Consider the following 12,221-nt stretch of genomic DNA (forward strand, 5'->3'; position numbering starts at 1 on the left):
TACGGACACCGGCTCGCACTCGCGACCCTCCTACGACACCGGTTCGCACAACCGCTCCTCCTACGACACCGGATCCTTCTCCTCGGGGGGAGTGGCTGCGACGCCGTCCTCGGGCGACCCGCTCACCGACCCTTCCTTCTCCCGGTCGCCGAGCGCGGCACCGGAGACGGGGTCGCCGATCTGGTCGAGCATGGACACTGGGTCGCACCAGCGGCCGCAGGTCCCGCCGCCGCCCGCCCAACCGTCCTCGTTCGGTGGACCGTCGGTTCCGCCGAACGCTGCGCAGCCTCCCCGCCACGGAGGAATCGAGCAGCAGCGACCGGCGTTCGGCGGCGGGTACTCCCCGACCGGCGAGCAACCGGCCGTGGACGGCTACACCACACCGCCCGGCTACACCAGCTCCTACGACACCGGGTCCTACGCCCGCGGCGACTACGGCCAGCCCGTGTCCGACCAGGGACAGCAGTACCCGGCGGCGGGGTACGGCGACAGCACCCGACAGGGCGGCTGGGACCAGTCGTCCTGGTCGGGCGGAAGCAGTGCCCAGTCTCCTCTCGGCGGGGCCGAGCAGCAGCGACCGGCGTTCGGCGGCGGGTACTCCCCGACCGGCGAGCAACCGGCCGTGGACGGCTACACCACACCGCCCGGCTACACCAGCTCCTACGACACCGGGTCCTACGCCCGCGGCGACTACGGCCAGCCCGTGAACCCGCAGCCGCCGGCCTACAACGGCTACACCACAGACGCGTTGGGCGGTTACGGCGGTGGGGCGGCACAGCCTCCCGCGCACCCGCGCAACGACGGGTACGGGGCCGGCCCGTCGGGCTATGACACCCAGAACAACGACTGGCAGGACTTCGGGCAGGGCGGCTCTCAGCAGAGGCGGCCCAACACGCCGGAGGACGATCCGAACTACGACCCGCACGGCTACCGCTACGGTGACGGAACGTATAGATAAAAGTTCGGACATAATTCGCTTAATTGCATTTCACGAAACGGGAAATGGGGTCCAATTTGGGCCCCATTTTCCGTTTTAATACCATTAAAAAAGCCACAGCCTGCAAGAACGCATGACACTTCTCAGTCGTTCCGTGAAAAACAGTCACGAAGATCACTTCTGTAGAGAATTTTTCACATCAAAAGATTGATTACAGTAAGTGACTGACAGCGCTCGACGGGTGATTGCAACCCCGACGCTGCCGGAACAAGGGATGTGACCCTACCCGGCCGTGACGGCCCGCCCTCAGCTGTGCCGCTGTCCCCAAGCGCCATTTCATCTGGGAACCGTGCGCGACCAACGGACCGGCTGCACCCGGTTCGGGCGCGCGGACCCCACACCCACCGGGGGTATCGCATGCGTGAAGACGCTCAGGGAACACAGCCGACCCAGGAGGGGTACGACAGCCAACCGGCTCGCCGACGTATCCGGTTACCGCACACAGCGGCCGCGGACTTCGGGGCCTCGCTGGTGGTCTTCCTCGTCGCCGTCCCACTGTCGCTGGGCATCGCCGTCGCGTCGGGCGCCCCGCTCATCGCAGGAATCATCGCGGTCGTGGTCGGCGGCATCGTCGCCGGCGCGGTCGGCGGTTCGGCCATCCAGGTCAGCGGCCCGGCCGCGGGACTGACCATCATCGTCGCCGATCTCGTCTTCACCTACGGTTGGGGCATCACCTGCCTCATCACGCTCCTGGCCGGACTGGTGCAGATCGCGCTGGGACTGTTTCGGGTGGCCCGCGCGGCGCTGGCCATCTCCCCCGCGGTCATCCACGGAATGCTCGCGGGAATCGGCATCACCATCGCATTGGCCCAACTGCACGTGGTCCTGGGCGGCGCCCCGCAGAGCTCGGCGATCGCCAACATCCAGGAACTCCCCGGGCAGATCGCCGACAACCACGGCCCCGCGGTGATGGTGGGCTTGGTGACCATCGCGGTGATGCTGGTGTGGTCGCGGATTCCCGACCTCGGCCGGGTGCGCCTGCGCCGAGTGCCCTCCGCCCTCGTCGCGGTGGCCGCGGCAACCGGTGTGGCCGTCTTCGCCGGCTGGCAGGTCGAGCGGGTGAACCTGCCCGATTCCCTGGCCAGTGCCTGGAGCGGTCCGGCCCTGCCCGAGACCGGGCAGATCCACGGAGTCGTCATCGCCGTGGCGACGGTCGCCATGGTCGCCAGCGTGGAATCGCTGCTGTGCGCCGTGGCCGTGGACCGGCTCCACGACGGACGCAGGGTTCGCCTCAACCGGGAACTCTTCGGCCAGGGCGCGGCCAACGCCACCAGCGGCGCCCTGGGCGGACTGCCCGTGGCCGGCGTGATCGTCCGCAGCACAGCCAACGCGCGAGCCGGTGCCCGCACCCCGCTTTCCACGATCCTGCACAGTGTCTGGACACTGCTGTTCGTCGTGCTGTTCGCCTCAGCGGTGGAGCTGATCCCGATGGCGGCCCTCGCCGGGCTGCTGGTCTACATCGGCCTCCAGATGGTCAGCCTCGCCCACATGCGCAACCTGCGCAAACACCACGAGGTGAGCGTGTACCTGGTGACGGTTGCCGGCGTCGTGGGGCTGGGTCTGCTCGAAGGGGTCCTGATCGGCTTCGCCCTGGCGGTCCTGGTCTCACTGCGCCGACTGACCAAGGTGAACGTGCGGACCGAGGAGCGGCCCGGTGACAAGAACGAGTGGCACGTGGTCGTACAGGGGTCGTTGACGTTCCTGGGCGTCCCGCAGGTCACCCAGGTCCTGCGCACCATTCCCACCGGTGCGAAGGTGGACCTGGACCTGCACGTGGACTTCATGGACCACGCCGCGTTCGAGTCCATCCACGCCTGGCGGCTCGACCATGAGCGCACCGGCGGACGCGTGGACATCGACGAGGCGCACGAGAACTGGTACGAGCGCAACTGCACGAGTACCGCGCCGGTGGCCAAGACCCCGTCCAGTTCACGGTCCCGCTGGTGGGCCCCATGGGGGATGCGCCAGGACGGCAGCTCGGGAGAGAGTGCGTCCGGTCTGCTCGTGGCAGGGGCCCGGGAGTACCACTCCTCCACCACCGAGAAAATGCGCACGCTCATGGGGCGGTTGTCCCAGCGTCAGCGACCGGCCGCGTTGTTCATCGCATGCGCGGATGCCCGGGTGGTACCCAACCTGATCACCGCGAGCGGGCCGGGCGACCTGTTCACGGTGCGCAACGTCGGCAACTTCGTGCCGCGATGGGAGCCGGGGGTCAGCGACGACTCCGTGGGCTCTGCCGTGGAGTACGCGGTGTCGGTACTGGAGGTGCCTTCGATCGTGGTGTGCGGGCACTCACACTGCGGGGCGATGCGGGCGCTGATCGAAGGGTGCCCGGTCAGACCCGGTGAGGCGGACCTCTCCTCGGTTGTGCGCTGGTTGCGCCACGGTGCACCCAGCGTGACCCGGCTGGGCACGGACCGCCATGGGCTGCCCGCGGCGGAGACGGTACGACGGCTGGCGGAGGCCAACATCGTCCAGCAACTGGAGCATCTGCTCAGCTACCCGGCGGTCCGGGAACGCTACGAAGCCGGTCGTCTGGAGCTGACCGGGATGTACTTCGACCTGGAGACCGCGATGGTGCACGTGCTGGACGCATCGACCAGGCAGTTCGTGGCGGTTGGCGGCCACCGGATCCCGGAACAGCGCGTGGGCGGCATGGAACACCAGCCGCAGTAGTCGACAAGCGTGCGGGACGCACCCGTCCCGCACGCGAGCTGGCAGGTCGGCGCGGCCAACCGCCTCTCGGGTGTACGGCAGCGCCGACTACTCCTCGCTGGAACGCTCGTCCTCACGCTCGTCGCGTTCGACGGGGGACGCCTGGTACCGCGCGAAGCCGATGATCACGATGATCGCGACGATGGGCAGACCGAACATCAGCAGGTACAACGTGGAACTCATGCTCACCGACTTCGATGCTGGGTGACGCCCGGACCCCACCAATCTAGCGTCGTCGGCCCGGCCCGACAGCCCGGCACACCACCAAATCAGGGACCCCGGCACCCGGCTGCACACCGGCACCCGGCTGACCGGGGATTTCTCGTCGGAGACAATCGGGGTTCATCAGTATCGGCGAACCGTCCGCAACACCCTATTTGCCCCTGCCCCGAATTCTGTACGTGCGCCGAAACACCCGAAGGGCCGGAGGGCCGCGCCCAGAAGGCGGCGAACAAAAAGCGAGAGGGAGTCGGCCGGTAAGCCGGATTCTGTCGGCCCGTCGCCGGGCCGGACGGCCATCCATCTGGGGCCGCTGTTACCAGCGACCTCGGTGCGGTCTACCCGCGAACATCGGGCGGGCCGCCCTCGATCGTCCGCGCAGAGGACTCGCGTCCCCCTTTTGACCTTGCTCCGGGTGGGGTTTACCAAGCCGCCCGGATCACTCCGGACGCTGGTGGTCTCTTACACCACCGTTTCACCCTTACCGCCGGTCGCCCGGCGGCGGTCTGTTCTCTGTGGCACTGTCCCGCGGGTCGCCCCGGGTCGGCGTTACCGACCACCCTGCCCTGTGGAGTCCGGACTTTCCTCGACGCCGCAAGCGACGCCGCGACCGTCTGGCCGACTCCCCCTCGTCCCGCGATTCTAGCGCCTAGGCCAGATGCCCGGTGTCGTTGAGCAGCCGCACCACCATGGGACCATCGCTGAAGCAATGGACCTCCGAGAGGCAGGCCACGTCCAGGTGCATCCGGTACAGCGCCTGCAACGGCGCGAGCAGCGCCTGCTGGAGGAGCACCTTGATCGGGGTGACGTGGCTGACCACGAGCACCGTCCGACCGGGGTGGTCGGCGAGCAACCGGTCCCTGGCAGCGGCGACACGGTCCGCGGCCTCCGCGAAACTCTCCCCTCCCGGTGGCGCTGCGGCCGGGTCGGCGAGCCAGCGCGACAGCTCATCGGGCTGCTTGGCCCGCACCTCGGCGAAGGACATGCCCTCCCAGTCACCGAAGTCGGTCTCCCGCAGATCCTCGTCGATGTGGACCCGCAGGCCGAGTTCAGCGGCTGCGTAGGCCGCGGTGTCCCGGGTGCGGCGCAGCGGCGAGGACACGATCGCGTCGATCCCGCGGCCGGCTAACCGGCGTGCAGCGCGGCGGGCCTGCTCGTGACCGGTGTCGGTGAGAGGGATGTCGCCGACACCGGCGAACCGACGCTCGACCGACAGCGGGGTCTGCCCGTGCCGCAGCAACACGAGCTGGGTGGGGGCGGTGTCGGGCGCGGACCAGCCGGATACCGGCGCGGCGCTTTCGACCGAGGCGTCGGGGACACCGTCGCCGAGGCCGCGCGACGCACCGTCCATGGCCTCGTTGGCGAGCCGGTCGGCGTGGGCGTTCTCCGCACGCGGGATCCAGGTGTAGCGGACCCGCCCGAGCCCCGACGCGAGCTCACCCGCACGGGCTGCCAGGGGACGCATGTCGGGGTGTTTGATCTTCCACCGCCCCGACATCTGCTCCACCACGAGCTTGGAATCCATCCGGACCTCGACGTCGGCCGCCGTGGCGAGAGCGGCCACCGTCTCGAGGCCCGCGATGAGGCCGCGGTACTCGGCGACGTTGTTGGTGGCCACACCGATCGGCTCCGCGACCTCGGCAAGGAGTTCGCCGGTGCCGGCGTCACGCACGAGCGCCCCGTAACCGGCCGGCCCGGGGTTGCCGCGGGAACCGCCGTCGGCCTCGACGATCAGCGCCCGGCTCATCGGCCCCGCCCGTGCGCGGCGGCCCTCACTCCTGCACCGGCCCGCTCAACCCGGACTCGTTGGTGCGCACGAGGATGCGGCGGCAGTCCTCACAGCGCAGCACCTCGTCGGCGGGGGCGGAGCGGATCTGGCTGAGTTCGGCGGTGCTCAACGCCAGCTTGCAGCCCTCGCACCTGCCGTAGCGCAGCGCCGCGGCCCCGACGCCGCCCTGCTGCTCGCGCAGTTTCAGGTACAGCGCGCGCAGGTCCTCGGGGATCTCCGCGGCGACCCGCTCCCGACGCTGGTTGGTGCTGTCGGCGTCGGCCCGGATCTCCAGGATCGCCTCGGAACGACGGTCCTCTGCGGCCTCGCGCTCCGCGGTGAGGGCGACGAGTTCCTTCTCGATGTCGGCGCGGCGGGCCTGGGCGAGCTCCTGGCGCTCCATGACGTCCAGGACGATCTCCTCCAGCTCGGCCTGGCGGCGCTGCAGCGACACGATCTCGGACTGCAGTCCCTCCAGTTCCTTGGGGGAGGAGACCTGGCCGGTCTCCAGCCGCCGCGCGTCGCGGTCGGAGCGGACCCGGACCTGGTCGACGTCGCTCTCGGCCTTGCGCTGTTCCCGGTCCAGGTCGCGCAGCGCGGTCTCAGCGACCGCCACCTGGTCGCGCAACGCCACGATGCGGACGTCCAGTTCCTTGACCTCGGCGATTTCGGGGATGGTGCGCGCGCGGTGCTTCAAGCGGTCCAGGGCGGCGTCGATCTCCTGAAGGTCCAGGAGGCGGACCTGGTGGACGGGTTCTGCTTTCACTTGTCCTCTGATTCCTTGTGGCGACTCGTGGGGGTGTCGGGGGTTCCCACTGCCCGTGCCCAGGCGTCGGTGACGAGGCCGGACACACGCATCTCCACGTTAGCCCGTTCTCCGCCCAACGCGTGCGCGAGTCGGGCTGCGCCCTCAGCCAGCCACGGCCACTCGGTGGCCCAGTGCGCGGCGTCCACCAGGGCGGTGTCGCCGTGTTCGGCGAACTCCGAGGCGGGATGGTGGCGCAGGTCGGCGGTGAGGAAGACGTCCACGCCGGCGGCCCGGGCCGCCCCCAGCAGGGAGTCGCCGGCTCCACCGGAGACCGCGACCACGCGGACCGGGCGGTCGAGATCCCCGGCCACGCGCACCCCCGCGGCCGTCGCGGGCAGCCCGCCGGCGACGCGGTCGGCGAAGGAGCGCAGGGACTCAGGGGTGTCGAGCGTGCCGATGCGGCCGATTCCCCTGCGGCCGAGAGGGTCAGCGGGGTCGGGATCCAGGGGACGCAGTTCGCCGGTGAGCCCGATGGCCGCGGCGAGTGCGTCGGAGACGCCCGGGGCCGCGGTGTCGGCGTTGGTGTGCGCGGTGTAGAGGGCGGTGCCCGCACCGATCAGCCGGTGGACGAGGCGCCCCTTGGGGGTGGTGGCGGCGACGCTGGTGACACCGCGCAGGAAGAGGGGATGGTGGGTGACGAGCAGATCCGCACCCCACTCCACGGCCTCCTCCACGACCTCGGCGACCGGGTCCACGGCGAACATGACACGCCGCACGGGCTGGACGGGGTCGCCGCACACCAGGCCGACCGCGTCCCAGGAGGCGGCCCAGGAGGGGTCGTAGACGCCCTCGAAAGCGGCGATGACATCGTGCAGGGTCGGCGGCGCCGGTGAAGTAGTCACGGTGGGCAGGTTAACGCCTCTGCCATACGCGGTGTCAGAAGCACCACAGTGTCTGACAAGTGACTTAACTCCCGGTTTGTTCGCTAGTGACATGGCTGCAACACGACGGCCCGAGCATCGACGGCGACCGGCGAGACCCGCTGGTCTTCCTTTGGAGGGACTCGATGATCGAATCGACGACCGCTGAGCACCAGGCCCCGGCCACCACCCCGGCTCCCCTGGAGCGCTCACAGCGCGTTGCCGTCGTAGGGGCGGGCGCGATCGGGGCGATTGTGGCCGAGGCCGCCCACCTGGCCGGACACGACGTCACCCTGTGCGTGCGCAGTCCGTTGCCTGCCCTGACGATCGAGCGCGGGGACGCCCGGCGCCAACTTCGGCTGCCCACCGCAACCACGCCCGACGCGGTCGGGGCACCGGTGGACTACCTGCTGCTGGCGACCAAGGCCCAGGACACCGAACGCGCGCTGAGCTGGATCCGGCGGCTGGCCGGCCCCACGACGAAGGTGGTGGCGCTACAGAACGGGGTGGACCATGTCCAGCGCATCACCCCCTTGCTGGCCCGCGGCACTCTCGTCCCGGCGCTGGTCTACATCGCGGCCGAGCGGGTTTCGCGCGACCATGTCACCCACCGTTGGGGCCGCAAGGTGGTCGTCCCGACGGGTGCCGAGGGAACCGGTCTGGCGCGACTGTTCAGCGGCTCGACGGTGGACGTGGTCCTGGACGCCGACTTCACCACCGCTGCCTGGCGCAAGCTGTTGACCAACCTCGCGGCCAACCCGTTGACCGCACTGACGATGCGTCGCATCGGCGTGCTCCAGAACCCCGACATGCGCGAGCTCGCGCGGGGCATGCTGGCCGAGGCCGTGACGGTGGGCCGGGCGGAGGGTGCGTCGCTGGCCTCCTCCGACGTGGACCAGACACTGGACTTCTTCGCGGCGATGCACCCGCACAGCGGCACCTCGATGCTCTACGACCGTCTCGCAGGACGCTCGGTGGAGCACGACCTGATCACCGGGGCGGTGGTGCGTGCCGCCGAGCGGCACGGCATCGACGTGCCCCTCAACCGGGCGGTTCTCGCGCTGCTGCGTGCGCTGGGCAACGAGGGGACGATCGGAGTGCAGTCGTTGGCCGGCGTGGGCTGATCGGCCCGTCCCCCTGGCCGAAGCCGCCGTCCCTCCAATAGCCTCGACCGCGCTGACGTCAGTGACGAGGAATCGGGGTCAAGAGTGAAGTTCCTGGTACGCGAGCGCGTGTTCGACATCGGTGACGACTACTGGGTGGAGGACCAGAACGGCGACCGTGCGTTCCTGGTGGACGGCAAGGCGCTGCGCATCCGCCAGACCTTCGAGCTGAAGGACATGGACGGCAACGAGATCTTCCGGATCCGCAAGCGGCTGCTGTCGGTACGCGACACGATGCGCATCGAACGCGACGGCAAGACCGTGGCCACCGTGCGCAAGCGGTTGTTCAACCCGATCAGGAACAAGCTGATCGTCGACCTCGCCGAGGGCGGGGAATGGGAGGTCACCGGCGACTTCCTCGACAAGGAGTACGTGATCGGCGACGGTGACGGACCGATCGCCCACATCAGCCGCAAGTGGTTCCGGGTCCGCGACACCTATGCCGTGGACGTGAACACGCACCGCAAGGACGCGGGCGGCGACCCGGCGCTCGTGCTGAGCGTGGCGGTGTGCGTGGACGCGCTGACCGACGACGAGGAAGGCGGGGACTAGCTTTCCTTCCGGCCCCGGCGAGACGCCGGGTGCGCTGCGCGGAAGCCGCCATAGCCGGCGCCCCGGTACGGATGCCCCGTACCGGGGCGCTTCCCTGCGGTTCGTCCGCTAGGCCCGCGCGGTCCGGCCGCGCGCGATCCGGCGGGCCGCCAGCGCGCCCACGCCGAGGCCCAGGCCCGCCTGCACCGCGGCCGCGATCAGGCCGACGGCGATGCTCACCGGCGCCGCGGCGGAGCTCTGGACCAGCGCGCCGTCCACCGTGTTCCCGACCGGGACGAGCACGATCAGCAGCGCCAGGTGGATGATCCCGCCGAACAGTGCCGACAGTCCCGGGCTCGATACGCCCAGGCCGCGCAGTGCCGGCCAGGACAGCAGCGGCACTAAGAGCACGTTCAGCGCCATCATCAGGATTCCCAGGCCGATGTTGGCGTCGGGCGGATCGGTGACCGCCAGGACGACCGCTGCGATGCCGTGGGTGAGGCCGTAGGAAAGGATCCCCGCCACCGCGCCGGTTCCTGCGGCGACCAGGAAGTCTCGGGCGGCAGTGCTCTTCGTCTGTGTCGTCATGTCTTCATGGTGGCATCAGTCGAAACGGTTTCCCTGAGTAGCAGAGCTCAGCCCCGAAGGCGCGAAGCGGCTCAGAAACCCTTCACCGGTAGGGGCCCGGTCCGGTACCGGTGTGCCGCGGGTGACGCCCTAGGCTGGTGCGGCCATGACTACCGAATCTTTCTCGCCCGTCGGGGCGCACGTTCCTGTCGCCGGGGGGCTCGCCAAGAGCGGGCTGGCCTACGCCGCCGAGATCGGGGCCGAGACCATTCAGGTCTTCGTGAGCAACCCGCGCGGGTGGGCCACCGGGCCGGGCAACCCCGGGCAGGACGCGCTGCTGCGCGAGCGCGCCGATCTTCCGGTCTTCATCCACGCCCCCTACCTGATCAACCTGGGCGCCCCCGATGAGGCGGTGGCCGCCAAGTCGGTGGCGTCGCTGGAGCACGCGCTGCGCCGCGGGGCCGAGATCGGCGCACGGGGGGTGGTGGTGCACACCGGGTCGGCGGTGAACGGTTCCCGGACGCACGGGTTGGAGCGGATGCGCGCCCGGCTCCTACCGATCTTGGAGGGCTTGGCCGAGGACGCACCCCAGGTGTTGTTGGAGCCGATGGCCGGCCAGGGCCGGGTGCTGTGTGCGACCGTGGACGATCTGGGCCCTTATCTCCGGGCGCTGGACGACCACCCCAAGGCGGCGGTGTGCCTGGACACCGCGCACGTCTTCGCTGCCGGACACGATATCTCCACCCCTGCCGGGATGCGGGCGATGCTGGACCGGTTCGGCGAGGTCGCGGGCGCCCACCGGCTGCGGCTGGTGCACGCCAACGACTCCGCGGCCCCGTGCGGCGCCAACCGGGACCGCCACGCCAACATCGGTTCCGGCTACATCGGGTCCACGCCCTTCGCCGAACTGTTCACCCATCCGGTGTCGGCGGGAGTACCCGTCACGTTGGAGACGCCAGGGCCGGCGGGCGCGCATGCCTCCGACGTGGAGATGCTGAAGAAGCTGCGCGACAACGTGCCGCCCTCCCCGGGTAAGAGGCGGCAGGCCGGGCACGAAATCGGTCACGACCGCCATGCGGGGAGGAAAACCGGGGCGGGGTAGACCACAATGATGACGAGCGAGGTGATTGGAGGTCGGTGCCGTCATGGAGCCCGTAAGTCTGGTGGTCGGCGCGATGATCGCACTGGGCGGCGTCCTGCTGGGACGTGCACTGCCCAATCGCAAGGCCCCCCGGCCGCAGCAGTCGTCGAGGTACCCGGCGGTCGCCCAACAACGCCCGCCGACCCCTCAACCGATGTGCGGCTGTGGACACCATCTGGTGTTCCACGACCACGAGAAGAAGGTCTGCCAAGCCCAGGTGGTGATCCCGGGCAAGTGGACGGGCGAGAACGCCAACTCCTACCGCAAGTGCATGTGCCAGGGGTACCGCGGTCCGGTCCCGGTGGACGAGTACTACGCGCCCGACATCCTCGACGGCGGGATGTGACGTCGAGGAGTCCTCACCTTCTGCTCCTGCGCAGGCGCGGGTACCGCTCCCCCGCTCCGGGACGTCCGTCGGGCGGTCACAGAGCGGCCAGCGCCCATGTGAGACGCCCGTCGATCGGGCGGTCGGCCAGCGCGAGGCGTCCGGAGGCGTCCCGTCCCACGGGGCGCAACCCCGCCGCCAGCGCGGTGCGGTGCGAAGCGTGGTTGTCCGGCGCCATCCGCGCGATCACGACGGTGTCGGGGTCGTGGGCGTGCGCGGCGATCACGGCGAGGCGGGCCAGCAGCCGGGCCCACCCGCGCCCGCGCACCCGGAAGTCGAGGCGGTAGTAGAGGTTGAAGACCTCGCCGACCGGGGTCGGGGAGTAGCGGACTCCGCCCTCGCCCAGGATCGGTCTGCTCCCCGATCCTGCGTGCGCGCGCCCGCGAAGGACCCAGTAGCCGATACCCCGGTCGTGCCAGTCCCCGATCCAGGAATCGACCATGGCACGGATGTGGTCCTCCTCGCCAGGGAGCAGTCCCGGGGCGGCTGCGCCGTCGGGTGCGGGAGTCGCGCGGCAGGCGAGCACCCCGTTGATGTCATCGGGTACGGGGCGCCCCAGGGTGAACCCCACTCCCGCGCGGTCGTCCGACACCATCTCGGTCGGGCCCTCCCTCGCACTGGTCCGGCCCGAGAACCCTACCGACCGGCAGCGGGACGCAACGGGGGCCGCACGAGCGGGGAAACGGCGAAAAAACACCCCCACCAGTACGGATTCCACAAAGACGGTCCCGGAGAACAAAACCGGTCAAGTTATTATTTACAGACCGTTTACACCGGGCATTTCTGGGGTTAATCTCCCCATTGAGAGCCCTTCTCGACTTCCGGTTCCGCTCCCCATCCACCGGGGTTCGCCCCCACCACCCCGGTGGATGGGGAAATGGCGGCCGGAGCTCTCGAAGTCGCGTGGGAGCGCTCCCAAAATATCGGTGGAACTGTTCGGAAGGAGTACGGCAGCCACGGCGCCCGGTGCCACCCCCTCGACCACCGGGCCACGATCCGTCTGTCCCCCCGCTGACCCGCCGGCGCCCGGCCCCACCCCCGACCCACCGCGCGCCTCCCCCGCTGTG

At 69.9% G+C, this 12,221-nt stretch carries 11 protein-coding genes, 1 other RNA gene and 1 pseudogene; 6 read left to right on the forward strand and 7 right to left on the reverse strand.

The genetic code is table 11. From position 1 onward, the window contains the following. Together QSJ59_RS16780 and QSJ59_RS16785 are read left to right on the forward strand one after the other, a co-directional pair. Positions 1-958: pseudogene (locus QSJ59_RS16780) on the forward strand (hypothetical protein); the annotation flags it as partial. Between the two features lie 396 nt (positions 959-1,354). Then, the gene (locus QSJ59_RS16785; protein ID WP_285760511.1) at positions 1,355-3,673 is read left to right on the forward strand and encodes a bifunctional SulP family inorganic anion transporter/carbonic anhydrase; all 2,319 of its coding nucleotides are present in this window, start codon (positions 1,355-1,357) and stop codon (positions 3,671-3,673) included. A gap of 87 nt (positions 3,674-3,760) precedes the next feature. Here the strand turns inward: QSJ59_RS16785 and QSJ59_RS16790 are convergent, their stop codons facing one another. The 5 genes from QSJ59_RS16790 to QSJ59_RS16810 all read right to left on the reverse strand — a co-directional run bounded on the left by QSJ59_RS16790 (position 3,761) and on the right by QSJ59_RS16810 (position 7,349). Beyond that, positions 3,761-3,895 carry a hypothetical protein gene (locus QSJ59_RS16790; protein WP_285760513.1) on the reverse strand — a complete coding sequence of 45 codons (135 nt, stop codon included), beginning with the start codon at positions 3,893-3,895 and terminating at the stop codon, positions 3,761-3,763. Between the two features lie 278 nt (positions 3,896-4,173). Further along, positions 4,174-4,557, reverse strand: an RNA gene (rnpB, locus tag QSJ59_RS16795) — RNase P RNA component class A. Positions 4,558-4,580: 23 nt separating this feature from the next. Continuing rightward, complete coding sequence (locus tag QSJ59_RS16800; protein ID WP_285760514.1) at positions 4,581-5,678, reverse strand: bifunctional RNase H/acid phosphatase; 1,098 nt, start codon at positions 5,676-5,678, stop codon at positions 4,581-4,583. A gap of 25 nt (positions 5,679-5,703) precedes the next feature. Then, positions 5,704-6,465 carry a zinc ribbon domain-containing protein gene (locus QSJ59_RS16805; RefSeq protein WP_285760515.1) on the reverse strand — a complete coding sequence of 254 codons (762 nt, stop codon included), beginning with the start codon at positions 6,463-6,465 and terminating at the stop codon, positions 5,704-5,706. Then, the gene (locus QSJ59_RS16810; protein WP_285760516.1) at positions 6,462-7,349 is read right to left on the reverse strand and encodes a Nif3-like dinuclear metal center hexameric protein; all 888 of its coding nucleotides are present in this window, start codon (positions 7,347-7,349) and stop codon (positions 6,462-6,464) included. The genes QSJ59_RS16805 and QSJ59_RS16810 overlap by 4 nt, the downstream gene beginning before the upstream one ends. 164 nt (positions 7,350-7,513) lie before the next feature. Between QSJ59_RS16810 and QSJ59_RS16815 the strand changes: the two genes are divergently transcribed. Then, positions 7,514-8,491 carry a 2-dehydropantoate 2-reductase gene (locus QSJ59_RS16815; RefSeq protein WP_285760517.1) on the forward strand — a complete coding sequence of 326 codons (978 nt, stop codon included), beginning with the start codon at positions 7,514-7,516 and terminating at the stop codon, positions 8,489-8,491. A gap of 84 nt (positions 8,492-8,575) precedes the next feature. Continuing rightward, a complete protein-coding gene (locus tag QSJ59_RS16820) occupies positions 8,576-9,082 on the forward strand; it encodes an LURP-one-related/scramblase family protein (protein WP_285760518.1) in 507 nt (168 codons plus the stop codon). 108 nt (positions 9,083-9,190) lie between these two features. Here the strand turns inward: QSJ59_RS16820 and QSJ59_RS16825 are convergent, their stop codons facing one another. After that, positions 9,191-9,649: a hypothetical protein gene (locus QSJ59_RS16825; protein ID WP_285760519.1), complete on the reverse strand. Its 459-nt coding sequence runs from the start codon at positions 9,647-9,649 to the stop codon at positions 9,191-9,193. Positions 9,650-9,794: 145 nt separating this feature from the next. Here QSJ59_RS16825 and QSJ59_RS16830 point away from each other — a divergent pair, with 145 nt between their 5' ends. Further along, entirely contained in the window at positions 9,795-10,730 is a 936-nt protein-coding gene (locus QSJ59_RS16830; protein WP_285760520.1) for a deoxyribonuclease IV, read from the forward strand. A 43-nt stretch (positions 10,731-10,773) separates the two neighbouring features. Then, positions 10,774-11,115, forward strand: a complete 342-nt coding sequence (locus tag QSJ59_RS16835; protein WP_285760521.1) for a hypothetical protein — start codon at positions 10,774-10,776, stop codon at positions 11,113-11,115. Between the two features lie 76 nt (positions 11,116-11,191). Here QSJ59_RS16835 and QSJ59_RS16840 read toward each other — a convergent pair whose 3' ends face one another. Beyond that, positions 11,192-11,749: a GNAT family N-acetyltransferase gene (locus QSJ59_RS16840; RefSeq protein WP_285760522.1), complete on the reverse strand. Its 558-nt coding sequence runs from the start codon at positions 11,747-11,749 to the stop codon at positions 11,192-11,194. Positions 11,750-12,221 lie beyond the last annotated feature (472 nt).

It is taken from the genome of Nocardiopsis ansamitocini (assembly GCF_030268225.1).
GTDB lineage: Bacteria > Actinomycetota > Actinomycetes > Streptosporangiales > Streptosporangiaceae > Nocardiopsis_D > Nocardiopsis_D ansamitocini.